Origin of the sequence: Mycobacterium sp. RTGN6, assembly GCF_033804605.1 — a bacterium.
GTDB lineage: Bacteria > Actinomycetota > Actinomycetes > Mycobacteriales > Mycobacteriaceae > Mycobacterium.
Genome location: NZ_JAPZKZ010000001.1, coordinates 186058 through 211852, shown reverse-complemented (window position 1 = coordinate 211852; position 25795 = coordinate 186058). Strand labels below are relative to the sequence as shown.

General features: G+C 67.0%; 24 protein-coding genes. 13 read left to right on the top strand and 11 right to left on the bottom strand.

The features are described 5' to 3' along the window. Window position 1: 1 nt before the first annotated feature. From SLQ33_RS00970 to SLQ33_RS00955, 4 genes are read right to left on the bottom strand one after another with little or no spacing between them, the layout of a single operon-like run. On the bottom strand, window positions 2–1753 hold the full coding sequence (locus tag SLQ33_RS00970) for an Hsp70 family protein (RefSeq protein ID WP_319451911.1): 1752 nt from the start codon (window positions 1751–1753) through the stop codon (window positions 2–4). 1 nt (window position 1754) lies between these two features. After that, entirely contained in the window at window positions 1755–2825 is a 1071-nt protein-coding gene (locus tag SLQ33_RS00965; protein WP_319451910.1) for a dihydrodipicolinate reductase, read from the bottom strand. 41 nt (window positions 2826–2866) lie between these two features. Continuing rightward, on the bottom strand, window positions 2867–3076 hold the full coding sequence (locus SLQ33_RS00960) for a hypothetical protein (protein WP_319451909.1): 210 nt from the start codon (window positions 3074–3076) through the stop codon (window positions 2867–2869). Beyond that, window positions 3067–3603, bottom strand: a complete 537-nt coding sequence (locus SLQ33_RS00955) for a hypothetical protein (protein WP_319452523.1) — start codon at window positions 3601–3603, stop codon at window positions 3067–3069. Before SLQ33_RS00955 ends, SLQ33_RS00960 begins: the two co-directional genes overlap by 10 nt. A 65-nt stretch (window positions 3604–3668) precedes the next feature. Here SLQ33_RS00955 and SLQ33_RS00950 point away from each other — a divergent pair, with 65 nt between their 5' ends. Continuing rightward, a complete protein-coding gene (locus SLQ33_RS00950) occupies window positions 3669–4409 on the top strand; it encodes an SDR family oxidoreductase (protein WP_319451908.1) in 741 nt (246 codons plus the stop codon). Between the two features lie 6 nt (window positions 4410–4415). Here SLQ33_RS00950 and SLQ33_RS00945 read toward each other — a convergent pair whose 3' ends face one another. Beyond that, window positions 4416–4679, bottom strand: a complete 264-nt coding sequence (locus tag SLQ33_RS00945) for a hypothetical protein (protein ID WP_319451907.1) — start codon at window positions 4677–4679, stop codon at window positions 4416–4418. A gap of 137 nt (window positions 4680–4816) precedes the next feature. On the opposite strand from SLQ33_RS00945, the gene SLQ33_RS00940 reads away from it, so the two are divergent. Both SLQ33_RS00940 and SLQ33_RS00935 read left to right on the top strand, forming a co-directional pair. Further along, window positions 4817–5230, top strand: coding sequence for a hypothetical protein (locus SLQ33_RS00940; RefSeq protein ID WP_319452522.1), 414 nt, complete (start codon window positions 4817–4819; stop codon window positions 5228–5230). Window positions 5231–5332: 102 nt separating this feature from the next. Continuing rightward, window positions 5333–7861: a glycogen/starch/alpha-glucan phosphorylase gene (locus SLQ33_RS00935; protein WP_319451906.1), complete on the top strand. Its 2529-nt coding sequence runs from the start codon at window positions 5333–5335 to the stop codon at window positions 7859–7861. Window positions 7862–7864: 3 nt separating this feature from the next. On the opposite strand, the gene SLQ33_RS00930 is transcribed toward SLQ33_RS00935, so the two are convergent. From SLQ33_RS00930 to SLQ33_RS00920, 3 genes are read right to left on the bottom strand one after another with little or no spacing between them, the layout of a single operon-like run. Next, the gene (locus SLQ33_RS00930; protein WP_319451905.1) at window positions 7865–8797 is read right to left on the bottom strand and encodes an LLM class flavin-dependent oxidoreductase; all 933 of its coding nucleotides are present in this window, start codon (window positions 8795–8797) and stop codon (window positions 7865–7867) included. Continuing rightward, entirely contained in the window at window positions 8794–9627 is an 834-nt protein-coding gene (locus SLQ33_RS00925; RefSeq protein ID WP_319451904.1) for a MaoC/PaaZ C-terminal domain-containing protein, read from the bottom strand. The genes SLQ33_RS00930 and SLQ33_RS00925 overlap by 4 nt, the downstream gene beginning before the upstream one ends. After that, on the bottom strand, window positions 9624–10244 hold the full coding sequence (locus SLQ33_RS00920; protein ID WP_319451903.1) for a TetR/AcrR family transcriptional regulator: 621 nt from the start codon (window positions 10242–10244) through the stop codon (window positions 9624–9626). The genes SLQ33_RS00925 and SLQ33_RS00920 overlap by 4 nt, the downstream gene beginning before the upstream one ends. Window positions 10245–10397: 153 nt before the next feature. Here SLQ33_RS00920 and SLQ33_RS00915 point away from each other — a divergent pair, with 153 nt between their 5' ends. Then, window positions 10398–11597 (top strand): cytochrome P450, encoded by a 1200-nt coding sequence (locus tag SLQ33_RS00915; RefSeq protein ID WP_319451902.1) that lies wholly within the window; start codon window positions 10398–10400, stop codon window positions 11595–11597. 12 nt (window positions 11598–11609) lie between these two features. Here the strand turns inward: SLQ33_RS00915 and SLQ33_RS00910 are convergent, their stop codons facing one another. Further along, window positions 11610–11993, bottom strand: a complete 384-nt coding sequence (locus tag SLQ33_RS00910; RefSeq protein WP_319451901.1) for a DUF732 domain-containing protein — start codon at window positions 11991–11993, stop codon at window positions 11610–11612. A 213-nt stretch (window positions 11994–12206) separates the two neighbouring features. On the opposite strand from SLQ33_RS00910, the gene SLQ33_RS00905 reads away from it, so the two are divergent. Genes SLQ33_RS00905 through SLQ33_RS00895 form a run of 3 tightly spaced genes read left to right on the top strand, consistent with a single transcriptional unit; the run spans window position 12207 to window position 16016 of the window. Beyond that, window positions 12207–12638 (top strand): MmpS family protein, encoded by a 432-nt coding sequence (locus SLQ33_RS00905; protein WP_319451900.1) that lies wholly within the window; start codon window positions 12207–12209, stop codon window positions 12636–12638. Further along, the gene (locus SLQ33_RS00900) at window positions 12635–15562 is read left to right on the top strand and encodes an MMPL family transporter (RefSeq protein ID WP_319451899.1); all 2928 of its coding nucleotides are present in this window, start codon (window positions 12635–12637) and stop codon (window positions 15560–15562) included. The genes SLQ33_RS00905 and SLQ33_RS00900 overlap by 4 nt, the downstream gene beginning before the upstream one ends. Next, complete coding sequence (locus SLQ33_RS00895) at window positions 15549–16016, top strand: DUF5078 domain-containing protein (RefSeq protein WP_319451898.1); 468 nt, start codon at window positions 15549–15551, stop codon at window positions 16014–16016. Before SLQ33_RS00900 ends, SLQ33_RS00895 begins: the two co-directional genes overlap by 14 nt. Here SLQ33_RS00895 and SLQ33_RS00890 read toward each other — a convergent pair. After that, window positions 16009–16902: an Lrp/AsnC family transcriptional regulator gene (locus tag SLQ33_RS00890; protein ID WP_319451897.1), complete on the bottom strand. Its 894-nt coding sequence runs from the start codon at window positions 16900–16902 to the stop codon at window positions 16009–16011. The two genes, SLQ33_RS00895 and SLQ33_RS00890, sit on opposite strands and share 8 nt — an antisense overlap. Before the next feature lie 227 nt (window positions 16903–17129). Here SLQ33_RS00890 and SLQ33_RS00885 point away from each other — a divergent pair, with 227 nt between their 5' ends. Genes SLQ33_RS00885 through SLQ33_RS00865 form a run of 5 tightly spaced genes read left to right on the top strand, consistent with a single transcriptional unit; the run spans window position 17130 to window position 23170 of the window. Continuing rightward, window positions 17130–17528, top strand: a complete 399-nt coding sequence (locus tag SLQ33_RS00885; RefSeq protein ID WP_319451896.1) for a YybH family protein — start codon at window positions 17130–17132, stop codon at window positions 17526–17528. A 17-nt stretch (window positions 17529–17545) separates the two neighbouring features. Further along, window positions 17546–19105, top strand: a complete 1560-nt coding sequence (locus SLQ33_RS00880; RefSeq protein WP_319451895.1) for a purine-cytosine permease family protein — start codon at window positions 17546–17548, stop codon at window positions 19103–19105. Next, complete coding sequence (gene speB / locus SLQ33_RS00875) at window positions 19102–20061, top strand: agmatinase (RefSeq protein ID WP_319451894.1); 960 nt, start codon at window positions 19102–19104, stop codon at window positions 20059–20061. Before SLQ33_RS00880 ends, speB begins: the two co-directional genes overlap by 4 nt. Continuing rightward, entirely contained in the window at window positions 20054–21670 is a 1617-nt protein-coding gene (locus SLQ33_RS00870; RefSeq protein WP_319451893.1) for a thiamine pyrophosphate-binding protein, read from the top strand. The genes speB and SLQ33_RS00870 overlap by 8 nt, the downstream gene beginning before the upstream one ends. 27 nt (window positions 21671–21697) lie before the next feature. Next, window positions 21698–23170 (top strand): sodium:solute symporter, encoded by a 1473-nt coding sequence (locus SLQ33_RS00865; RefSeq protein WP_319451892.1) that lies wholly within the window; start codon window positions 21698–21700, stop codon window positions 23168–23170. Window positions 23171–23236: 66 nt separating this feature from the next. Here the strand turns inward: SLQ33_RS00865 and SLQ33_RS00860 are convergent, their stop codons facing one another. Beyond that, a complete protein-coding gene (locus SLQ33_RS00860) occupies window positions 23237–24964 on the bottom strand; it encodes a hypothetical protein (RefSeq protein ID WP_319451891.1) in 1728 nt (575 codons plus the stop codon). Between the two features lie 306 nt (window positions 24965–25270). On the opposite strand from SLQ33_RS00860, the gene SLQ33_RS00855 reads away from it, so the two are divergent. Further along, window positions 25271–25789 carry a hypothetical protein gene (locus SLQ33_RS00855; protein ID WP_319451890.1) on the top strand — a complete coding sequence of 173 codons (519 nt, stop codon included), beginning with the start codon at window positions 25271–25273 and terminating at the stop codon, window positions 25787–25789. Window positions 25790–25795: the final 6 nt, after the last annotated feature.

Genomic DNA, 25795 nt, shown 5'->3' with positions numbered 1-25795 from the left:
CCTAGGGGCCGGGCGGCGGCACCGGTGCAGGAACCCACGGCAGACCCGGGATGGTCGGGTACGGCGCCGTCGGCGACCAGGGCGGTGGCGTGCTCGACTCGACGGGCGGGGGCGGTTCCTCGCTGGGTGGTGGCGGTGGCGGTTCGGAGGACGGTGGCGGTTCGGCCGGGGGTGGGGCCTCGGTCGCGGTGACGACCGGGGGCGGCACCTGCCGCGTCAGCGTCCTGGTCTCCTGCGGCGGTGCGGCTGGCGGGGGCGTGGCGGCCGGCGGCTCGGTGGACGGTGCGGGCGCGGGCGGCGACGTCGTCGTGGTCGGGGTGGCCGACGTCGTGACGCCCGTCTGCTCGGATGACGGGTCGCTGCGAAACACGAACAGGACGGCCGCCGCGATTGCCGCGAAGACGCCCAACAGCACGACGCCCGCGATCACCCCGGAGCGTCGGAACCACGGCACGGGGGCGGCTACCGGCGCCTCCGGCTCGGGCTCTTCGAACGCCAGCCGGGGACGCGCGGCGTCGCCGGCGTCGGCACCGCGGTCGTAGTCGCCGCCGAAGTCGCCGTAGTCCTCGGTCGGCGGCGCCACCTCGGGAACGTCGTCGGCGTCCGACCAGGCCAACGCCTGAAAGGTGCTCGACATCGGCGCCTCGGGCGGGTCAGGCGTCAATGCCGCGGCGGCTGCGGCGGCGGGCGCCAGCGACGTCGCCCCCTCCGGCGCAGTGCCTCGCACGGCCTTCAACCCGCCGCCGATCGCCGCTGCCAGTTCGGGCTGGGCCGCGGTGATGACGGGCACGCGCAGGTGTTCGGAGAGTGTGGTCGTGACGATCGGGATGCGGGCCCCACCGCCAACCGATGCGACGGCGACGAGGTCGGTCGATCGAATACCGCTGCGCCGCAACGTTTCCTGAAGTTCGGCGACGAAGCCGTCGAGCGGGGCCCGGATGGCGTCGTCGAGCTCGTTGCGCGTGATCCTGACCTCGCCGCCGGAGCCGGGCAGGTCCGCCGCCAGCGACGTCACCGACGCCGTCGACAGTCGTTCCTTGGCACCCCGGCACTGCGCCCGCAACCGGGTGAGTGAGCCAATGGACGAGGTGCCGGACAGGTCGACCGAGCCCGCCGCGGACAGGTCGGACATGACCCTGGTGAGCAACGCCTGGTCGATCAGATCGCCCGACAGGTCGTCGTGGCGCACGGTCGGTCCGATCGGCGCGAAGCCCTGCGCGGCGTCGGCGAGTGTGATGCTTGTTCCGCTGGCCCCGAAGTCGCAGACCGCGATGACGCCTCGGGCAGGCACCCCGGGCTCGTGCTGCAACGCCGTCAGCGCCGCGGTGGCATCGGACACCAGCAGCGCAGGCGTCGGCGAACGGAACTCCGGGACGGCGGCCAGCGCGCCACGAAGGGCCTCGATCGCGGCGGGTCGCCAGTGAGCGGGGTAGGTCACGCCGATCGGTTCGGCCGACGGTTGGCCGCCGACCAGGGTCTGGAAGAGCGCGCGCAGAGCGTCGGCCATGACGACTTCGGCGCGATGCGACGAACCGTCGGGCGCGACGATGGCGATGGGGTCGCCGACGCGGTCGACGAAGTCGGTGAGGATCAGGCCGCGTTCGGTCAGGTTCGGGTTCTCGCCTGGCACGCCGACCTCCGGCGGCCGGTGCGGATACTGCGTCAGCACCGCCGCGCGCGTCACCGCTGCCCTGCCGACGTGAACCGCCGTCAGGTTTGCCGAGCCGACCGAAAGGCCTATCCCATCTGCCACGTTAACGAATTGTGCCTTCCCCGGCGATCAGCGGCAGCTCCAGTGGGGTCACCCAGCCGGCGGGGAGCGCGTTGACGGCCGGTACGGCGTTGAGCGCGCGCATCCCGGTGGCCAGGCAACCCGCGGCCGCGGCGTCGCGCCCGGAGCCGTCGGTGAAGCGAAACGCCGTCTCCTGGACGATGCTCGGACTGCCCTCGATCTCGACGCGGTACACGTCGTTCTCGTTGCCGGTCGGCCAGTCGGGCGCCGAGCCGTCGCCGACGCGGTTGACGTGTTCGAGCTGAATGCGCGTCTGCCCCTGATACACGCCGTTGATGGTGAACCGGACGGCGGCGACGTTGCCCGGCGGGATGAGCCCCTTCGCTGTCTTGACCTCGACGGGCGTGACCCACTTGTCCCACGTCGTGGTGATCTCGTCGAGTTCGATGCCCGCGGCGTGCGCGATCATCGGAACCGTTGCGCCCCAAGCAAAGACGAGGATGTCCGAGTTCTCCAGCAATGGCCGGTGTTCCGGTGGCTTGCCGATGCCCATCTCGAATTCGTAGTCGCCCTCGTAGTTGGTGTAGTCCAAAAGCTCGGACGCACGTACCTTGCGGACCTCACCGCACAGCCCCATCAACGTCATCGGGAAGAGATCGTTGGCGAACCCGGGGTCGATGCCGGTGGTGAAGCACGACGACTGGCCCGCCTCGCACGCCTGAGTGATCGGCTCGATCCAGTTCGGCGGGTTGAGCTTCATGGTCGGCCACACCCACGGCGTCATCGACGTGGAGACCACGTCGATGCCCGCCCGCAGGAACCGGGTGATCAGCTTGATGTTGTCGTCGGCGTGCGCGGCCGTGGGTCCGTAGTGCACCAGCGCGTCCGGCTTCAGCGCGATGAGCGCGTCGACGTCGTCGGTGGCGGCCAGTCCGAGCGGCGCGAGCCCGCAGAGCTCGCCGACGTCGCGGCCGACCTTCTCTGGGTTGCTCACGCCGACCCCGACCAGTTCGAAGACCGGGTGCTTGATCACCTCCGCGATCACCATCTTGCCGACGAAACCAGTACCCCAGATCACGATGCGCTTGCTCATGGGCGGTCAGCTACCTCTTTCGGGTCAGGACTCATTGCATCTCAGTACCGGGACTCCCAGACGGAGTACTCGCCCTCCGGGCCCGCGACCGCCTCGGCGGTCTCGCGGAACCGCTGGCAGTTGGCGACGCAGACAGCCCGGTAGTTGACCAACTTGTCGTCGTCGGCGATCGCGACGAGGTCTCCCCACGGCCGATACTCGACCGCGCCTTCGCAATGCTGGCAGACCAGCCCCTCGACGCTCAGAAGCACCGCTTCAGGCCGCCCGGCTCACAATAGAGCGGGTAGCGGTCGTTGGGGATCGACAGTGGTTCCTTGAACGCCAGCGTGAAGGGGTAGGTCACGATGTTGGCGGAGACCGCACCGTTGCACACGTCGTTGTAGGACACCGAGCGGGTTCCGGTCATCGTGACGTCGTCGAACGTGTACGTCTCCAAGATGGGGGCCTTGCTGACGCCGTCCGGACACGTCATGCCGTCCATCTTGTTGGTGGAGAACTGCCATCGGCCACCGGTCAGGCGTGCGTCGCCGCCATTCACCTGTGTCGACGGCGTTGGTGCGACGTGCAGGCGGCACGCGACGGGCAGTTCGAGGTTGTCCCTCAGGTCGCCGACGGTGGGCACGCAGCTCGGGTAGATGGTCCAGGTCGTCGGGATGACGCCCTCTTGCGCATAGGTGTAGACGCCCTCCAGCACCTGGTCGGCCCGGGCGGGTCCGGCGAATCCCAGGAACACGCTGGCGAACGCGGCGGCCACGGCGAGGGCGCGGGTGATCCACATGTCGAGCAGTATCGCAGTCTCGTGCAGCAACGGCTGCAATTTGTCCGGCATGAGAAGGTGCAGCCATGAACGCACTCGAGGGCAAGGTCGCCCTGATCACCGGAACGTCGGCCGGCCTCGGGGCCACCACGGCGAAGCTGTTCGCCGAACGTGGCGCGTCGGTCTTCGGAATCGCGCGCGACGCCGAGCGGATGGCCGCGGTGTTCGCCGACGTGCCCGGCGGTGAGTTCGCCTCGGTGGACGTGACCAGTCCCGCGGCGTGCCGTCAGGCGGTCAACGACTGCGTGTCCGCGTTCGGCAAGCTCGACGTGTTGGTCAACGTCGCGGGGTTCCACCAGATGCGCCACACGCGCGACGTCACCGACGAGGAGTGGGAGCGCGACCTCGCGGTGAACCTGCACGGGCCGTTCTACCTGTGCCGGGCCGCGCTGCCGCACCTGCTGGAGTCGGGCGGCAACATCGTCAACGTGGCGTCGATCGCCGGCGTCGAGGGCGAGGTGTACTCGGCGGGCTACTGCGCCGCCAAGCACGGCCTGGTCGGGCTGACCCGGGCGCTCGCGGTCGAGTTCACCAAGGAGAAGCTGCGCGTCAACGCGGTCTGTCCTGGCGGCATGCCCACCGCCCAGACCACCGAATTCAGCGCGCCGGAAGGCGCCGACTGGGACCTCATCCTGCGCATCGCATCACCACGCGGCTTCATGGAGACCGAGGACGTCGCGAACGTCATCGCCTTCCTGGCCAGTGACGACGCCGCGGCCGTCCACGGTGCGGTGTATCGCGTCGACAACGGCAAGGGCGCCGGCTGAGGTCGGCTACTCGATCTTCTTGTACTCGATGCGAAATGCCGGCGTGCCGACCTTCCAGCATTCGTGGTCCGAGGCGGCGCTGTCGCGGATCCGCGCATCGATGGCGTTCTCCGCGGCACTCTCGGAGCCCCGCGCGTCGTCCTCGGGCACCGAACCACCGAAGGTGGTGGTGTCCCCCAGTCGGTCGGGCCACTGGCCGCTGCACCAGTGTTCTCGGCTCCACCAGCAGTCGGCGCTGCCCGACCCCCAGTAGACCCACCGCTGCGCCAACACGCCTCCGTCTGCCAGAACCCCGTGAATTGACGACATCGTAGGCATTCGTGGACATTTCGCACGGCGAGTGTGTCGCGCGCCATATCCTGACCGGGCCCAGATCCGCGTGACGACGGGTGACAGCCGTGAAGACGATGGCGATGAGCGCCGCACTCGCGTTGAGCGCGCTGCTGTACGCGCCGAGCGCCCAGGCCGCAGCGATGCCGTTGGGCAACTACCAGCTGCAGACCAACCGCTACACGACGCATGCGTGGACGTGGGCGATCAACACTTGTGCGCCCGACTGCGTCGCCGTGACGGCCACGCCCCGGCCCCTTCGGATGGGTGTGGAGTTCTTCGGGACCGCTCGCCTGGTCGGTTCGACCTACACGATGGCCAACGACGCATCCGACGGAGTGATCTGTTGGGGCTACACGCTTCCCGCCCACGACGTCTATACGTGGGACGCGGTGACACTCGCCGGAACCGTGGAGTCGACGTTCGACGCCGGCTGTAGCGGATCACCGGGCGGCGTCAACACCTGGACGTTCGCGCTGATGCGGATGTAGTTCGTCGGCGCGCGTTCACGTCGCCGTCGACGGATACTCCTTGGACGTGCACGCATCGCTGTCAGAATGCGATCGCCGCGAGCGACCGAGAGCAAGGACGAGATGACCGACGTCATTCAGAACCACGAAGACCTCCCCGCCGACCCTTCCGCTGACCTTCCCGCCGACGCCATCCACGATCACGTCCGCACCGGGCTGGATGCCGCGGACCTGCGGGAGGCGATCACCGACCACCTGCGGTACTCGATCGGTCGCCCGGCGGCCGCCGTGAAGACCGAGCACTACTACCGGGCACTCGCCTTGGCCGTGCGCGACCGCATGCAGGACAACCGCGTCGCGTCCACCCAGACCTCCCTCGACCTCGGGCGCAAGGTGACGTGCTACCTGTCGGCGGAGTTCCTGATGGGACCGCAGCTCGGCAACAACCTGCTGAACCTCAAGATCGAGGACGCGGCTCGCGCGGCGCTGGACTCGCTGGGCCAGGACTTCGACGAGGTGCTGGCGTGCGAACCGGAGCCGGGGCTGGGCAACGGCGGGCTCGGCAGGCTCGCCGCGTGCTACCTCGACTCGCTGGCCACCCTCGAGCGGCCCGCGATCGGCTACGGCATCCGCTACGAGTTCGGCATCTTCAAGCAGGAGTTCTCCGACGGTTGGCAGGTGGAGCTCACCGACAACTGGCTCGCGAACGGAAACCCTTGGGAAATCGCCAAACCCGACGTGAACTACCTCGTCAACTGGGGTGGGCACACCGAGCAGTACGTCGACGACGCCGGCGCCGTTCGCGTGCGCTGGCTGCCGAAGCAGGTCATCAAGGGAGTCGCCTACGACACGCCGATCCAGGGATACGGCGTCCATACCTGCAACGTGCTGACGCTGTGGAGCGCTCGCGCCGTCGAGTCGTTCGCGTTGGACGCCTTCAACACCGGTGACTACTACAAGGCGGTTGAGGAGGAGGTCACCTCCGAGACGGTGACCAAGGTGCTCTACCCCAACGACGAACCCGAGGCGGGCAAGCGGCTGCGTCTGTTACAGCAGTACTTCTTCGTGTCGTGCTCGCTGCAGCACGTGGTCCACATCATGGACGATCTGGCCGACGCCTCGGTGCACGAACTTCCCCAGCGGTTCGCGTTGCAGCTCAACGACACTCACCCGTCCATCGGCGTCGCGGAGCTCATGCGGATCCTGGTCGACGAACGTCGGCTCGACTGGGACGAGGCCTGGCGGATCACGGTGGCCACCTTCGCCTACACCAACCACACCCTGCTGCCGGAAGCCCTGGAGAAGTGGCCGTTGGGCCTCTTCCGGGAGTCGTTGCCGAGGCATCTCGAGATCATCTACGAGATCAACAGCCGCTTCCTCGACGAGGTCCGGGCCCACTTCCCCGGAGACGTCGACCGGGTGCGGCGCATGTCGATAATCGGCGAAGAGGGTGGCCAGACGGTGCGCATGGCGTACCTCGCCACGGTCGGCAGCCACGCCATCAACGGCGTCGCGGCACTGCACTCGGACCTGCTGAAGGCCAGCGTGCTGAAGGACTTCTACGAATTGTGGCCAGAGCGCTTCTCCAACAAGACCAACGGCGTCACGCCGCGCCGCTTCCTGGCGCTCTCCAACCCGGGCCTGCGGGGCCTCATCGACCGCACGATCGGCGATGGCTGGCTGACCGACCTGGACCGGCTGCGCGGCCTGGAAGCCTTCGTCGACGACCCCGACTTCCGTCAGCAGTGGCGAGACATCAAGCGTGCCAACAAATCTCGGCTGGCCGAATACCTTCACTCCACCATCGGCGTTGAGCTGGATCCCACGTGGATGTTCGACATCCAGGTCAAGCGCATCCACGAGTACAAGCGCCAGCACCTCTCCGTGCTGCACATCATCCGGCAGTACCACCGGCTGAAGCTCAACCCCGGACTCGACCTCGCACCGCGGGTCTACGTCTTCGGCGGCAAGGCGGCCCCCGGCTACTTCATGGCCAAGCGAATCATCAAGCTGATCAACGCCGTTGGGGAGACGATCAACCACGACCCCGACGTCAACCGGTGCATGAAGGTCGCATTCGTGCCGAACTTCAACGTGCAGAGCGCACACCTCATCTACCCGGCTGCGAACCTGTCCGAGCAGATCTCGACCGCGGGCAAGGAAGCGTCGGGCACCGGGAACATGAAGTTCATGCTCAACGGCGCCCTGACCATCGGAACGTTGGACGGCGCCAACGTCGAGATCCGCGAAGAAGCGGGGGCGGAGAACTTCTTCCTGTTCGGGCTGACCGAGTCTGAGGTCGAGCAGGTCAAGCGCGACGGCTACCGCCCCGCCGACTACGTCGACGGCAACGACGAGCTGCGGGCGGTGCTCGGGCTGATCTCCTCCGGGCAGTTCTCGCACGGCGACACCGAGGTGTTCCGCCCGCTGGTGGACAACCTCGTCCACGACGACCCGTTCCTGGTGATGGCCGACTACGCGTCCTACGTGGAGTGCCAGGATGCGGTGGCGGCGGCGTGGCAGGACCGCGACGCGTGGTCGCGGATGTCGATCCTGAACGCGGCACGGAGCGGCAAGTTCTCGTCGGACCGCGCCATCCGGGAGTACTGCGACGACATCTGGAACGTCGGCCCGGTGACGGTGAAGCTCTGATCCTCAGAGCTCGCTGATCACCGACGACGCCAGCAGGTCGAGCGTCTCGTCGGACGCGCGATCGTGGGTGAACAGCACCACCTGACCGAAGCCGAGCGCCTGCCATTCCTTGATCCGGTCGACGATCTGGGGTGCGGTGCCCACCAGGCCACCTTCGCGCAGGCCGAAACCTGGTCCGCCGAAGCGCTTCTCGGCGAACTCACGGACCCTGGGCAGCGACGCGTCGTCGGGAGCCAGCGCCATCACGGCCTCCACCGACAGCGTGATGCTCGCCGGATCGCGGCCGACGTCGGCACAGCAGGCGCGCAGCACGTCGACCTTGTGCTCCAATTCGCCAAGCGCGTAGGTGGGTACGTTCCAGACGTCGGCGTACCGGGCAACTAGCGGCAGCGTGAACCTCTCCCCGACTCCGCCGACGACGATCGGCGGGCGCGGCCGCTGCACCGGACCGGGCACGATCGGCATGTCCTTGACGGTGTAGTGCTTGCCCTCGAAGTCGATGGCCTCGTTCGCGAACGCCTGGGTGAGCATCTCCAGGGTCTCGCCGAGGCGTTCGGAGCGCTCGCGGAAGGTGCCCCACGGCAGCCCCATGCGCAGATGCTCGTCCTCGATCGAGCCGCTGCCTAGCCCGAGTTCGAGGCGTCCGTCGCAGATCTGGTCCAACGTGGTCGCCATCTTGGCCAGTACCGCGGGGTGGCGAAACTGGTTGCACAGCACCATGTGTCCGACCCGGAGCCGCTCGGTTCGGCTCAACAGCGCCGTCGCCAGCGTCCACGCCTCCAATGAGGCGATGTTCGGCACTCCCGGCCCGTACAGATGGTCGTAGAGCCACAGTGAGCCGATCCCGAGCTCCTCGCAGCGCTGGGCGCGGTGCAGCACGTCGGCGTAGGAGAAGCCCATCTGCGGCACGTAGACCCCGATGTCCAGCTCCGTCATGGACGTAACTCCAATCTGCCGTGCGTGATAACGCTCGCATCGCCGCAGACCGCGTCGAAGACGACCACCCCTGCTCCTGCACCGTAGGCGCGCACGGTCACGTCGCCGCCGAGCGGGGTCGGCGAGGCGAACCGCACCGCCACCCGAGCCACCCGGCCCGGATCGTCGACGCCGACGATGCCGAGCACCCGGTGCACGCACATCGCCATCGTGCACAGCCCATGGGCGAACAGGAAGTCGAAGCCCTCCGAGCTCGCGACGTCGATGTCGAAGTGGTGAGCGGACCAGTCGGCGGAGACTTCGGCGTACTTGCGCGCGGTGTCGTGGGCGACGTGCTGGTGCGCCGTTCCGAGCGGATTGGCATGCGCCGACTCCGGGAACCGATGATCGGCGGGCAGGGCGCCGAGGTCAGCGACGCCGTCGAGACCGAGCAGGATCATGGACCACCACTGCTCGACGGCGAGCGCGCCGTCGACGCCATAGTGCTCGAAGTGGACCACCACCATCGTGCCGGGCCGCACCGTACGCACCGCGGACAACTCGGTCCACGTCTCGATCACCTCGCCGGGGCGCAACGGTCGGTGCAGCACGACGTCGTGTTCGCCGTGCACGCCGCCCCTGACGCGCGCCCAGATGGCCGAAGGCAGGTCGGCCCTGGCCTGCTCACCCGCTTCGAACGCCAGCACGATGGGGAACACCGCGGGCACCGCCGCGCCCGCGAGCACCGCGGCGGTGTCGTCGGCGGTCGCATCGGCGTAGGCCGCCACGAGGGCCGGTTCGACCACCCCGGGGAAGGGCCCGTGACGCTTGGGCTCGACGCGCAGGGTCACCGCGCCTCCATGCCGCGCCACACCTGAGTGACGAAGTTGTCCAGCATGAAGGTCCGCAAAGCCGTCGACCGCTGCGTGGTGGTGAGCAGCGCGTACAGGCCAAGCAGGAAGTACATCGCGGACAGCGTCGCGTCGACCGATTGGTCGACGTCACCGCGCGCCCTTGCGGCCTCGATCTGCCCGACCAGCACGACGATGATCTCGTGGTCGGTCCACTCGTCATCGGCTGGACGCATCGGCGAGAAGTGAACGGCCAGCACGTCCTTGAACAACGCCCCGCCCAACCGGCGCTCCGCGGCGACGACCACCCGCACCACTTCGGACAGCATGTCGGGCAGCGGCTGCGGGGTCTGGACGAAACGGGTCAACTCGCCTGCGATGCGCTTCTCCTCGCGTCGCTCGAGCTCGAGGAGCACGTGCTCCTTGCTCGGGAAGTGGAAGTAGAAGGTGCCGCGAGCCACCCCGGACGCAGTGACGATGGCGCCGATGTCCGCGTCGCCCATTCCCGCACGCTTGAACTCGGCGATGGCGGCCCGGAAGATGCGCTGGTGCGTCTGGCGCCGCTGCAGGTCCGGCCCCTTCGGCTTGCGCACGCGCGCACCGTCGGACCGCGTCATGCTCCCTTCTTAGCTGCATCCATTGACATTCGTCAATAGCCAACCTTGCGAATCATGTTGACCGACAGCCCTATCTGAGGTTGACTCTCGACGAGACTGCACTGACATTTGTCAGTGCACCGAGCAACTCAGCCCCGACAGTGAAGGTTGGCCATGACGGTCGTCGATACCGCGGACGTGTACTTCGATCCCTACGACCAGGAGCTCAACAGCGACCCGTACCCGGTGCACCGGCGGCTGCGTGAGGAGGCGCCGCTGTATTACAACGAGAAGCACGACTTCTACGCGCTGAGCCGTTTCGACGACGTCAACAAGGGACTGGTCGACAACCAGACGTTCAGCTCCGCGCGCGGCGTCATCCTCGAGCTGATCAAGTCGGACATCGAGATTCCGCCCGGCACGCTGGTATTCGAGGACCCGCCGGTTCACGACATCCACCGCAAGCTGGTGGCCCGTATGTTCACCCCGCGCAAGATCGCCGAGCTCGAGGACAAGATCCGGTCCTTCTGCGCACAGAGCCTGGACCCCCTGGTCGGCACAGGCCGGTTCGACTTCATCGCCGACCTGGGCGCGCAGATGCCGATGAAGACCATCGGGATGCTGCTGGGCATTCCGGAGTCGGATCAGGAGGCCATCCGCGACCACGGCAACGCGCAGATGAAGACCGAGGCGGGCGAGCCCATGAAGATGGCGTCCGAAGGCCTCGACGCAGGTCAGATCTTCGCCGAGTACCTCGACTGGCGAGCCGAGCACCCGTCCGACGACATCATGACCGACCTGCTGACGGTCGAGTTCACCGACGAGCACGGCGTCACCCGAAGGCTTACCCGTGACGAACTACTGATCTATCTGAACGTGGTCGCCACCGCGGGCAACGAGACCACGACTCGGCTGATCGGCTGGGCGGGCAAGGTGCTCGCGGACCACCCCGATCAGCGCCGCGACATCGTGGCGGATCGATCGCTGATTCCGCAGACCGTCGAGGAGCTGCTGCGCTTCGAGTCACCCGCTCCAAACGTGGGCCGGTACGTGACGAGGGACGTCGAGTACTACGGGCAGACGGTGCCCGAGGGCAGCGCGATACTGCTGCTGACGGGTGCCGCCAACAGGGATCACCGCCAGTTCCCACCCGATGGCGACGCGTTCGACATCCACCGGGAGGCGCGGTCACACCTGGCGTTCGGCGTCGGGGCCCACTACTGCCTTGGCTCGGCGCTGGCCCGCCTCGAGGGTCGGATCGCGCTCGACGAGATCCTCAAGCGGTTCCCGGAGTGGGAGCTCGACCTGGCCAACGCCACCCTGACCTCGACGGCCGCGGTGCGCGGCTGGGACGCGCTGCCAGCGCGGGTGTGACCTGGGCCAGACCTAGCCCTGCTCGGCGGGCAGCGGCGCCCCCGCAGCCACCGGCGCGAGCGCAGGCGCCGACCCTCCGGCGAGCCGGTCGACCACGGACTGCTGATCGGGGCAGTAGTACCTGATCGAGGCGCTGAGGAAGTCGTAAACCTGCTGCTCGTTGGTGTCCTTGTTCAGGTTGGTCTTGAGGAACGTCGCGGCCTCGTACGCATTCGCGTCCAGGCCCGTGCGCATGCGCTTGCAGACGATCTTGCCGATCCACGCGTTGAAATCCTTCTGGCCGTAGATGCCATAGGAGTGCAACTCGTTGGCGAAATCGGTGTCTACGTCGGCATGTGCCGGTGCCGCGAGGACGATCGCCGCAGCGCCCAATGTCGCCAAGATCACTGTCTTCACCCAGCGGATTCTATTCCTACCCATGTGCTGGCTCACCTCTAGCTTCTAACTACGTGATTCACTTGTGTGGCAATCCCTTTGGCTCGGCAGTCGGCGTGGCCGGGGGTTTCCGGTGCGGCGCGACGACGAGGTAGGGTCGCCCCCAATAACTTAACTAGGCTAATCTATCAGTTACGTTGGCTAAGCTGTCGCGTAGGAAGAACGGGGTGAGATGTGACGGGCCTGCTCAAACGAGCGTGGATACCACTCCTCATCGTGGTCGTGGTTGCCATATCGGGCTTCGCAGTGCATCGGGTCAGGACGTTCTTCGGGTCCGAAGGCATCATCGTCACCCCCAAGAACTTCGCCGACGATCCCGAACCGTTCAACCCCAAAGTGGTCAAGTACGAGATCTTCGGCGATCCGGGCGCCTACGCCGACATCAACTACCTCGACCTCGACGCCAAGCCGCAGCGCCTGGACGGAGCGTCGTTGCCGTGGACGCTCGTGCTGAGCACCACCAACCCGGCCGCCTCGCCCAACATCGTCGCGCAGGGCAACGGCAGTTCCATCACGTGCCGCATCAGCGTCGACGATGAAGTCAAGGACGAGCGCACCTCTAACGGATTGAATGCGCAGACCTTCTGCCTGGTGAAGTCGGCATGAGTGGTTCGCCGACGGATGCGCCCACTGAGGAGTTTCCGCCGACGCGCCACGCTGCACGCCCGTTCATCCCCCGGATACTGCGGACCCTGGCGGTGCCGGTAATCCTCGCCTGGATCGCCGTCATCGTCGTACTCAACGTGATCGTGCCGCAGCTCGAAACGGTCGGGCAGATGCGGTCGGTCTCGATGGCGCCGCTCGACGCGCCATCGATGATCGCGATGCAGCGCGTCGGCCAGGTCTTCCAGGAGTTCGACTCGAACAGCTCGGCGATGATCGTGCTGGAGGGGCAGGAGCCACTCGGAGCCGACGCCCACGCCTTCTATGACGACATGATCAAGAAGCTCGAGGCGGACAAACTCCACGTCGAACACGTTCAGGACTTCTGGAGCGATCCGCTCACCGCATCCGGGTCGCAGAGCAACGACGGCAAGGCCGCCTACGTCCAGGTCTACCTGCGCGGCAACCAGGGCGAGGCGCTGGCCAACGAGTCGGTCGAGGCGCTCCAGAACATCGTGGCGGGCCTGCATCCGCCCGACGGCATGAAGGCCTTCGTGACGGGTCCGGCCGCGCTGCAGGCCGACCAGCACATCGCAGGCGACCGCAGCATGCAGATGATCGAAGCGGTGACGTTCACCGTCATCATCGTCATGCTCCTGCTGGTCTACCGATCGATCGTCACGGTGCTGCTCACGCTCGCGATGGTGGTGCTCGAACTTGCCGCCGCCCGCGGTTTCGTGGCGTTCCTCGGCTTCCACGAGATCATCGGCCTCTCGACCTTCGCGACCAACCTGCTGGTCACCTTGGCGATAGCGGCGGCGACGGACTACGCCATCTTCCTGATCGGCCGATATCAGGAAGCCCGAAGTCTCGGCGAGACCCGGGAAGAGGCGTACTACACGATGTACGCCGGCACGGCGCACGTGGTGTTGGGTTCCGGACTGACCATCGCGGGCGCTACGTTCTGCCTCTCGTTCACCCGGCTGCCGTACTTCCAGTCCTTGGGCGTGCCCCTGGCGATCGGCATGGTCATCTGCGTCTTGGCCGCATTGACGCTCGGCCCCGCAGTGATCAGCCTGGCGACCCGCTTCGGCAAGACGCTCGAACCCAAGCGCGCCTTGCGGGTGCGCGGCTGGCGCAAGATCGGCGCCGCGGTGGTCCGCTGGCCGGGCCCGATCCTGGTGGGCACCATCGCGCTGTCGCTCATCGGACTGCTCGCCCTGCCCGGTTACCGGACCAACTACAACGACCGCAACTACCTGCCCACCGACCTGCCGGCCAACGAGGGCTACGCCGCAGCGGACCGGCACTTCACCAATGCCCGCATGAACCCCGAATTGATGCTCATCGAGAGCGATCACGACCTGCGCAACTCGGCGGACTTCCTCGTCATCGACAAGATCGCCAAGGCGATCTTCCGGGTGCCCGGCGTCTCACGCGTCCAGGCGATCACCCGCCCCGAGGGCAAGCCGATCGAACACACGTCGATCCCGTTCCAGATCAGCATGCAGGGCACCAGCCAGAAGATGAACCACAAGTACATGATGGACCGGATGGCCGACATGCTGGTCCAGGCCAACGACATGCAGACGACCATCAACACGATGACGAAGATGTCGAATCTCACGAAGGAGATGGCAGCCACCACCCACGCGATGGTGACGAAGATGAAGGACATGACCGTCGACATCGCGGAGTTGCGGGACAACGTCGCGAACTTCGACGACTTCTTCCGGCCCATCCGCAATTACTTCTACTGGGAACCGAAGTGCTACAACATCCCGGTCTGCTGGGCGATCAGATCGGTGTTCGACACCCTCGACGGCATCAACACGATGACGGACGACATCCAAGAACTGCTGCCGCTGATGGAGCGCCTCGACACGCTCATGCCGCAGATGGTCGCGTTGATGCCCGAGATGATCAGCACCATGCAGACGATGAAGACGATGATGCTGACGCAGTATCAGACTCAAAAGGGCATGCAGGACCAAATGGCTGCGGCACAAGAGAACTCGGAGGCCATGGGCGAGGCGTTCGACGCTTCGATGAACGATGACTCGTTCTACCTGCCGCCCGAGATCTTCGACAACGCGGACTTCAAGCGTGGCCTGAAGAACTTCATCTCCCCCGACGGCAAGTCGGTGCGCTTCATCATCAGCCACGACGGCGATCCGCTGACCCCCGAGGGCATCGAACGCATCGACGCCATCAAGAACGCGGCCAAGGAAGCGGTCAAGGGCACCCCGCTGGAGGGCTCGACGATCTATCTGGCCGGCTCCGCGGCGACGTTCAAGGACATGCAGGACGGCTCCGACTGGGATCTGATCATCGCCGCCATCGCCGCCTTGGCGCTGATCTTCATCATCATGTTGATCATCACCCGCGCCGTGGTGGCGTCCGCGGTCATCGTCGGCACGGTCGTGGTGTCCCTTGGCGCCTCGTTCGGGCTGTCGGTGCTCATCTGGCAGCACCTCATCGGGATCGAGCTGCACTGGATGGTGCTCGCGATGTCGGTGATCATCCTGTTGGCCGTCGGCGCCGACTACAACCTTCTGCTGGTCTCCCGGTTCAAGGAGGAGATCCACGCGGGCCTGAACACGGGCATCATCCGCGCGATGGGTGGCACCGGATCGGTGGTGACCTCGGCCGGGCTGGTGTTCGCGTTCACCATGATGTCCATGGCGGTCAGCGAACTGACAGTCATCGGACAGGTCGGCACGACGATCGGCCTCGGCCTATTGTTCGACACGTTGATCGTGCGCTCGCTGATGACGCCGTCCATCGCGGCCCTGCTGGGCAAGTGGTTCTGGTGGCCGCAGCAGGTGCGATCGCGACCCGTACCCGTGCCGTGGCCCAGCCCGCCACACAAGAACCCCGAACCCGTATCCGTCGGCCAAGGAGGAACACACGATGAATCTGCGTGAACTAGCTGTCCGGGGTGGTCTCGCCACCGCTGTCGTTGGCGTCGCGTCGGCGATCTTCGCCAGCCCGGCTGCCGCCGATTCCACGGACGACTTCCCGATCCCGAAACGGCAGATCGAAACCGCTTGCGACGCAGAGCAGTTCCTGGCTGCGGCGCGCGACACCAGCCCGGTGTACTTCGAGCGGTACATGATGGACAAGAGCAATCGGCCCGAGGACATCCAGCAGATGGCCGTGGACCGGATCCACTGGTTCTACTCACTTGATGCCGCCGCTCGCCGCCAGTACTCCGAGGACACCGCGACCAACGTCTACTACGAGCAGGTGGCGACGCGGTGGGGCAACTGGGCGAAGATCTTCTTCAACAACAAGGGCGTCGTCGCCCATGCCACCGACGTCTGCATGAGCTACCCGCGCGGCGACATGTCGGTGTGGGACTGGCCGGTCGCTAGGTAGGCACGCCGAAACCAGAGGCGTAGCTCTCCTTGACGACGTCGAGGTGCGCCCAGCTGTCGACCGCGTTGACGCCGGGCAACGACCTCACCACGTCGAGCGTCTCGACGAGTTGGGCGGCTGAGAAGTTGCGCACGGTCACCAGCAGGTCGTAGCGGCCAAGGGTGCGCGCCACGAAGATCACTGGCGGCATCGCCGCGATGGCCGCGATGACCTCACCGTCGTCGCCGGCGAGCCGAAGTCCGAGTCCCATCGCGCTTTGACGGTCCTGTCCCGAGTGCCGGACGACGGCGCCGACGCGGACGACCTGGGACTCGACCAGCCGCACGACGCGGCGTCGCGCGCCGGCCGGGGACAGCCCGACGACGGACGCCAGGTCTACGTAGGTCGCGCGGCCGTCCTCCTGCAGGGCCCGCAGCAGCGCCAGGTCGACGTCGTCGACGTCGGTGCGCACGTCGCCGACCGGCCCGATCACGTCACGGATCACCTCGACGTAGGTCAAGGTGTCGACGCCTGTCACGCCGTCGAGTGACCGCAGTTCGGAGACGGTGCGATCGACGTCGCGGGCGGACGCGGTCCGCACTTCTGCGATGAGCCCGTGCGGTCCGCTGGTGAGTGACAAGAAGGGCACGTCGTCACGCCGTGCGATCTCGGCGGCCAACGGAGCGGCGGGCCCACTCACGACGAGGCTGACATGGGCCAGTGCACCGCGGCCGATCACCGCCGGGTGTACCGCGCCGCGCACGACGACCTGGCCGCTGGCGATCAGCCGCTGTACGCGGGCGGCGGCCGAGGACCGGGACAACCCCACCGTGCGCGCGATCTCGCGATGCGTCAGCCGTCCGTCCACCTCGAGAAGTTCGACGATCGCCTCGTCTACCTCGTCCATCGCCGTCCTTCCGCCAAATTGCTCGAAAGATTTTTCGACCCGCCGCATCCGACGTATCGAGCACAATTAGAACTCATCTCGCCATTTATGTATGCAACTGTCGCTCAATGCTGGCACATCATGATGCGAAACACCGCTGTAACTAGCGAACTGCTTGCGAGCGGTCGGCAACGCTCATAGAGTGACGCACACCACATTCCAGGACATTCACATACCTAGGATCACTCATGGCGGCGCTGACCAGCGACCAGGTTTTGACTGCAACTGACGTCCTCATCGCGGCGTTCGCGGCCAACGACACGACGGCGTACTTCGCCTGCTTCACCCCCGACGCGACGTTCGTGTTCCATCCCGAGGACCGCCGCTTCGAAGACCGCACCGCCTACGAGGCCGTCTGGGCGTCCTGGCTCGACTCCGGGTGGCGCGTGGTGTCCTGCATCAGCAGCGATCGCCTTGTGCAGACGTACGGAAACTTCGCCGTGCTCACTCACACCTGCGACACCGTCACCTCGGTCGACGGCGAGCAGACCACCTTGCGCGAGCGCGAGTCCATCGTCTTCGTGCTCGACGGCGAGCGCCTCCTGGCCGTCCACGAGCATCTCTCGCCCATGCCCGCCGGCGCCTGAGCAGAACGGAAACCACCATGACTCTCGTCGCACCCCCGAAGATCACCGAGGTCGAAACTCATGGCGTCGAACCGATTCCCGACGCGGAGCGAACGGCCCGCCCGCTCGACTTGTTCCGGCTGACGTTCGGCGGGGCCAACACCATCGCCACCGTCGTGCTCGGAAGTTTTCCGATCATCTTCGGGCTGTCGTTCCGCGACGCACTGCTGGCGACGCTGCTCGGGCTGGTGCTCGGGGCGACGATCCTCGCGCCGATGGCTCTGTTCGGTCCGCGCAACGGCACCAACAACGCCGTGTCGTCGTCGGCGCACCTCGGGGTGCACGGCCGCGTCATCGGATCCTTTCTGTCGCTGCTGACCGCCATCGCATTCTTCTCGATCTCGGTGTGGAGCTCGGGCGACGTGCTCGTCGGCGGCGCGAACCGCGCAATCGGGTTGCCGCAGAACGACTTCTCCGTCGCGGTCGCCTATGGCCTCTTCGCGCTGTTGGTGCTCGTCGTCTGTATCTACGGATTCCGGTTCATGCTGCTGGTCAACAAGATCGCCGTCATCGCCGCCACCGTGCTGTTCCTGCTCGGCATCTTCGCGTTCGCGGGTACCTTCGATCCCAGCTATCCGGGCATCTTCGGCCCCGACGCCGACGCCGCAACCAATGCGCTGTTCTGGCCGTCCTTCGTGGGCGCGGCACTGATCGTCATGTCCAACCCCGTCTCGTTCGGGGCCTTCCTCGGCGACTGGGCGCGCTACATCCCGCGCGAAACGCCTGCGTGGAAGTCGATGTCTGCCGCGTTCCTCGCCCAGGTGGCGACCCTGGTGCCGTTCCTCTTCGGACTGGTGACCGCCACCGTCGTCGCCACCAACGCATCGGAGTTCATGGACGACGGCAACTACGTCGGCGGGCTACTCGCCGTGTCGCCGGGCTGGTACTTCGTCCCGGTCTGTCTGATCGCACTGATCGGCGGCATGTCGACCGGGACCACCGCGCTGTACGGCACTGGGCTGGACTTCTCCAGCGTGTTCCCGCGGTTCAACCGCGTGCAGGCCACCGTCTTCATCGGCGTCATCGCGATCGCCTTCATCTTCGTCGGCCGGTTCGCCTTCAATGTGGTGCAAAGCATTTCGACGTTCGCCGTCCTGATCGTCACCTGCACCGCACCCTGGATGGTCGTCATGATGATCGGCTGGCTGGTCCGGCGAGGGTGGTACGACTCGGACGCACTGCAGGTGTTCAACCGGCGCCAGCGCGGCGGCCGGTACTGGTTCAGGCACGGCTGGAACTGGCGCGGGCTCGGAGCCTGGCTGATCGCCGCGGCGCTCAGCATCGGCTTCGTCAACATCCCCGGTCAGTTCGTCGGCCCGCTCGGCAACCTGGCCAATGGCATCGATCTCTCCATCCCCGTCGGACTCGGGCTCGCCGCGGTGCTCTACCCCGCGTTGCTGTGGGCGTTCCCCGAGCCGGTCGACGCGTTCGGCCCGCAAGGACCGCGCTTCGTCCCCGCCGGGCCAGCCGCCAATACGCCCATCACGTCGACGGACGGGCGCGAAACCATAACTACCGCAGAGGAAGTGACCGCATGAGCGCGCCCATCGGCCCGATCGACGCATCGAAGACGCCACGGTTCGCCGGCCCCGCGTCCTTCGCCCGGCTGCCGAGACTCGACCAGGTCCCAAGGGCCGACGTCGTCGTCGTCGGCGTGCCGTTCGACTCCGGCGTCTCCTACCGTCCGGGCGCCCGCTTCGGGCCCACCTACGTGCGGGAGGCGTCCCGGCTGTTGCGGCCCTACAACCCGGCCATGGACGTCTCGCCGTTCGAGATCGCCCAGGTGGCCGACGCGGGCGACATCGCCGTGAACCCGTTCAACATCGGTGAGGCCATCGAGACCATCGAGGGGGCCGCGCTCGAATTGACCGCCGACGGAACGCGTCTGGTGACCATCGGCGGCGACCACACGATCGCGCTGCCGCTGCTGCGGGCCGCGGCAAACCGGCACGGACCCGTCGCACTGGTCCACTTCGACGCGCACCTGGACACCTGGGACACCTACTTCGGCGCCGAGTACACCCATGGCACCCCGTTCCGGCGCGCGGTCGAGGAAGGTCTGCTCGACACCGAGGCGCTCAGCCACGTCGGAACCCGCGGCCCGCTGTACGGCAAGAAGGATCTCGAGGACGACCGACGATTCGGCTTCGGCATCGTCACCTCGTCGGACGTGTACTACCAGGGCGTCGTCGAAGTCATCGACAAGCTGAGGCAGCGGCTCGGCGACCGGCCTGTGTACGTCTCCATCGACATCGACGTGCTCGACCCCGCACACGCACCGGGCACCGGCACGCCCGAGGCCGGCGGTATGACGAGCCGCGAACTGCTGGAGATCCTGCGTGGCTTCCGTGGGCTCAACCTGATCGGAGCGGACGTCGTCGAAGTCGCGCCCGCCTACGACCACGCCGAGATCACCGGTGTCGCGGCGTCGCACGTGGCCTACGACCTGGTGTCGCTGCTGGCGTTGCGCCACGAGGAGCAAGGCAGTGCCTGAGCACATTCGAAACGGCGGCGACGTCGTCGTAGAAACCCTGACGGCGCTGGGTGTTTCGCACGTGTTCGGCATTCCCGGCCAGCACGCGCTAGGACTCTTCGACGCGATCCGACGAAGCGAGCTGCGCTTCGTCAGCTCGCGCGTAGAGAACAACTCGGCCTTCGAGGCCGACGGGTACTCCCGAGCCACCGGCGAGGTCGGCGTGCTGTTTCTGTCCACCGGCCCCGGCGCGCTGACCGCACTGGGCGCATTGCAGGAGGCGTACGCCACGGGCGTGCCACTGCTCGTCATCACCAGCCAGGTGCCACGGTCCGGCCTCGGCCAGCGCAGGGGCATGTTGCACCAACTCGACGATCAGCAGGCCAGTGCCGTCAACGTCACCAAGAGCACCGCGGTGGTACGTGAAGCCGCCGAGATTCCCACCCTTCTGGCCGACGCGTGGGGACTGGCCCAGTCGGCCCCGGCAGGCCCGACATGGGTGGAGGTTCCCGAGGACGTGCTGTTGGACGCCACCCACGTCCCGCCGGTCACGTCGGTGGTGACGCACGTCGCCGAGCGGCCCGCCCGCGCCGAGCTCATCGACGAGGCGGCAGCACTGTTGGAGTCGGCCGAGCGCCCGGTGATCCTGGCCGGCGGCGGCGTGCGGCGCTCCGCCGGCGGCCCGGAGGCTCTGGTCGCGCTCGCCGAAGCACTTGACGCACCGGTGGTTTCGACCATCGGGGGCAAGGGTGCCATCCCCTTCGACCATCCGCTGTCGGCGGCCTCGTGGATCGAGGACCGGCACACCACAGAACTTCTCGAGCAGGCCGACGTGCTGCTGACCGTTGGCACGGCGATGGGCGAGGTGACGAGCAACTACTTCACGTTCGCACCGCAGGGCAGGTTGATCCAGATCGATGCCGAGCCGAGAGTGCTCGAGGCCAACCACCCCGGGCTCGGCATCCACGCGGATGCGGCCAAGGCGTTGCAGGCGCTCGCGAAGCAGGTGTCGCGGCGGGACGCAGAAGCCGGTGCCCGGATCGCAGCCGAGTTGCGAAAGTCGGTGGAGCACAGGCTCGCCGGACAGGATCTTCATGCCGAGCTCGCGCTGGTGCGGGACCTGCGCGCCGCCGTCCCGCCCGCCTCGGACACCTTCTGGGACATGACGATCGCCGGGTACTGGGCGTGGTCGGCTTGGGACCCGCGCGATGGCGGCTTCCATTCCGCACAGGGCGCAGGCGGACTCGGTTTCGCATACCCGGCGGCGTTGGGCGCCGCCATCGGTTCGGGCCGTCGCACGTTCGCGGTCTCGGGCGACGGCGGCGCGATGTACTCGATCGCCGAGCTGGCCACCGCTCGCCAACACGACGCCGACGTCACCTGGCTGATCGTCGACGACGGTGGCTACGGAATCCTGCGCGAGTACATGACCGATGCCTTCGGCCAGGCCACCGCCACCGAGCTGGCTCGGCCCGACTTCGCTGCCCTCGCAGCGAGTTTCGGCGTCCCCGCCTACGTGGCGACACCCGAGACCGTCGGCCAAGTCGTCGCCGACACCTTCACCACGCCAGGACCCGCCGTCGTGGTCCTGCCAATTGTGCTGCGCATGTTCGCACCCACCCACCTCTGAAAACACCTGGACAAAGGAGTCTCAATCATGGGCAAACCCATCGACATCGCGATCATCGTCGTCTATCTCGTCGCCATGCTGGCGTTCGGCTTCTGGGGCAAGTCGCGGACCAAGGACTCCGCCGACTTCCTGGTCGCGGGCCGGCGCCTCGGCCCCGCGCTGTACACCGGCACGATGGCCGCCGTCGTGCTTGGCGGCGCGTCGACCGTCGGCGGCGTCGGACTCGGCTACAAGTACGGCATCTCCGGCATGTGGCTGGTGGTCGCGATCGCGATCGGCCTGCTGGCGCTGAGCCTCTTCTTCGCCGGACGAATCCAGCGGCTGCGGGTGTACACGGTGGCTCAGATGCTGAAGCTGCGCTACGGCGTCGACGCGACGTCGACGTCCGGGATCGTCATGGCCGCATACACGTTGATGCTTTCGGTCACCTCGACCATCGCCTACGCGACGATCTTCAACGTGCTGTTCGACACCAACCGCACGCTGTCGGTGATCATCGGCGGTGTCATCGTCATGCTGTACTCCTCGATCGGCGGCATGTGGTCGATCACGCTGACCGACATGGTGCAGTTCATCCTCAAGACCATCGGCATCTTCTTCCTGCTGCTGCCGTTCACGTGGCACCGGGCAGGCGGCTTCGACGGCATCCGCGAGCGCGCCGGTGACGCGGCGTTCAGCCTTGGCACCATCGGCATCGGCACCATCGTCACGTTCTTCGTCGTGTACACCTTCGGAATGCTGATCGGCCAAGACATCTGGCAGCGCGTGTTCACCGCGCGCTCCCCCGAGGTCGCAAAGTGGGGCGGGACGACGGCGGCCATCTACTGCCTGTTGTACGGCGTCGCAGGCGCCCTGATCGGCATGGCCGCGTCGACGTTCCTGGGTGACGTGGAGGCCAAGGACGACGTCTACGCCCAGATCGCGGAGACCATCCTGCCGGTCGGCATCAGCGGGATCGTGCTGGCTGCCGCCGTCGCGGCGATGATGTCCACCGCGTCGGGGGCGCTGATCGCCACGGCCACCGTCGCGAAGACCGACGTGAAGCCGTTGCTGCTCAGGGTGATTGGTCGCGACTCGGTCGAGGAGGAGAACGCCGAGCGCGACGTGCACTCCGACCGGCTCTACGTCGTCGCGCTCGGGATCGTCGTCATCGTGATCGCCGCGCTGCTCAACGACGTAGTGGCGGCGCTGACGGTGGCCTACGACATCCTGGTCGGCGGGCTCCTGGTCCCCATCCTCGGCGGCTTCCTGTGGAAGCGCGCCACGGGGGCGGGCGCGCTGTGGGCGATGGCGGCGGGCACGGTCGTGACGCTCGGCTCGATGTTCTACTTCGGAGTGCTCGCCAACGAACCGATCTACTTCGGGCTCGCGGTCAGCCTCGTCGCGTATGTCGTCGGCAGCCTCGCGACGCCGCGCACTCCCGACGAGGTGCTTGCAGTGTGGGACGACCGGCTTGCCGGACGTGACACCGCACCGTCGGCGGCGACAGCCGAGAGCTGAGTTACACGAAAGGAGAATGGCCGCCGAGTTCACGACTCGGCGGTCATTCCCCTCCTACCTGACCTCCTACCGAAGGGTTCCCCTGCGCCGTCCGAGCATGGCGCTCCAGAGCACCGCGCCAAGGCTCAGCGCCGCGAGCACACCCGCCGCGACCACCATGTAGATGGACTTGGCGTCCATACCGGCCGGGGCGGCGTCCGACGCCAGCCGCAGCTGGTAGTCACCGGGCAGCTGGCCCTCGGACGGCTGGTCCAGACCCGGGAACTGTTGAGTTTTGTGGATCTCGAATTGGCGCTCACCCGTTGGTGATTGAGTCCACGCGCCCCACGCCGGGGTGACGCCGTCGAGCAGCACCTTGTGCTCGCCGTACTGGGCGTCGAGGCCGACGTCGACGATCCGCTGAACCCGGAAGGGCTGATAGACCGCTTGCGAGTAGCGCACCTGAACCGGCACGTTGTCGTAGCGCAGCACCGGTGGCGGAGGCGGAGGAAGCGGCATCCCGAAGCCCGGGTAGTAGCCACCACCGAAGAAGCTGCCGACCGCCACGTTGACCGCCTGGTTGACGGCGTTGGCCACGACGGCGGTGAAGCTGTACGCCGCGTACTGGGCCACTTCGAGCACGACGCGCTGTAACGGATTGATGATCACGATGCGCGGCTGGTTCATGTAGATGTAGACGATCCTGACCGGCTGCCGGTACGGGTTGCAGATCACCGGTCGGTAGTAGTCGTCGTACTGCACCCAGTGCGGGTCCCACTGCTTGACCTTGCGGTCCCAGTCACGGCCATCGTGCCCGTCGCGACCATCGCGGTTGTTGCCTTGCAAGAAGACATCATCCTTGTCGCGCGGCCCGTTGCCGTTCTTGCCGTCGCTGTCGTCCTGCGTGCGGTCGGAGATCTTCAGCGAACTGGCGAACGCGGCGACGTCGTCTTTCGGTGCCGGGAGTGGCTTCGCCTCGACGGCTGGTGCGCTCAGGGCGACCTGGACGTCCTCCTTTGGCGCCTCCAACGTCTGGGGCTTCTCGGTCTTGATCGCTCGAGCGGCAGCCGAAACCGACGCGGACGGAGCCGAGTTCGCACTCGAGCTCTGCTCGCCGTCCGGCTGCTCAGACTTTGGCGCTGCAGTGGTTGGCGCATCGCTTGCCGGTGACGACGGCTGGCTCGGATCACCGGTCGAAGGCGGCGCGAATGCCGGGGACTGCGGCGTCGCGCCACCGGCGGTGGTCGGAGCCGAGCTCACCGTGGTCGGAGCCGAACTCACGTCGGTGGTCGGACTCTGCGTCGTCGACGTGACCGGCTTGCGCTCGACGGGCGAGGAGGGCACGTCCTGAAGCGTCGGCTTCTCGGTGCTCGGCGGCGCAGGCTTCTCAGTACTGGGCGGCACGGCGGCGATGCTCGGGGCATCGACCGTACTCGGAGGCGCGGACTTCGGCACCGATCGGGGCGCGGGCTTGGGCGCCTCGACCTGGGGCTCCGGTGCGGGCGCCGGCGCCTCGACAACGCGCGGCGCGGGCGCAACGATTTCCGGCGCGGGTTCCGCGACAGTGACCGGCGGTGCCACAGTGACCGGCGGGACCACTGGGATTTGCGGGGCAACTGGGGCTTGCGGTGCCTCGGACACCTTTATAGGCGCCGGCTTGGGCGCCTCCTGCGGCTCCTCAACGGGCGGTGCCGGCTGCTCGGGGATGACCACGACCGGCGTCGTCGGCACTACCGGGTCGGGGCGCGGGTCGGCTACGGCGGGCGCAAGGCCTGCGGTCAGGGCGGTCATGGCGATGACCACGCCAGTGGTCAAGCCTGCAACGGCTTTTCGCTTTGGGCTAAATTTCCGCGGTGTACGCATCGCGCATCCACTCCTTCGATTCAGGAGCGTGGCGAGCTACGCCACGACTGCCACGAGCAGCCATCTCCCCCAACGCCGATACTGGGATCAGCAGGTGTTGCTTCAATCTCAGTACGTTCATCGTCGGCTCCTTGGATCCGTTACACGGCGGAGCGACGTTTGCCGAAATGTGATGCGAACGACGAAACGGTTTACGCATCACGCTCGTTCGCCGCGTGTCACGGGCACGTTCGCGCTGAGCGAAGGCAAGATCACCGCATGGCGGGATTACTTCGACGCCTCTGGCTGCTGAGCGCCGGCGTGGCGACCGTGCCGATGGCGGCGTGCGGCCAGAGCGACCACGCCATCGAAAGCAGCGCCACTGCACCCGCGACGACGATCACGACCACGACGACCGCTGTGGCTGCGCTCGCGCCGCCAGGCCCGCGCACGGTGAAGTGGGTGGACTTGGGAGTCGGCGACTGCGTCGCCGCGGTCCCCGCCGTCGAGTTCGGTGAGGTGACCGCCGAGCTCGTCGACTGCGCGACGCCGCACCAAGCCGAGGTGTACCTGCTGGCGCCGATCGCGGTGAACGCGGCCATCACCGACGTCGCCAACCAGGAGTGCGCGGCGGGATTGACCCCCTATGCGGGCCAATCCGCCGGCACCACGTTCACCGTGACGTACCTGATCGACTCACGGCAGGACCGAACGTCCAACAACCCGTTGCCCAGCACCGTCATCTGCCTACTGCAGGCGGCCGACGGGCAGCCGCTCATCGCGTCGGCGCGCGGGTAGTCGCCC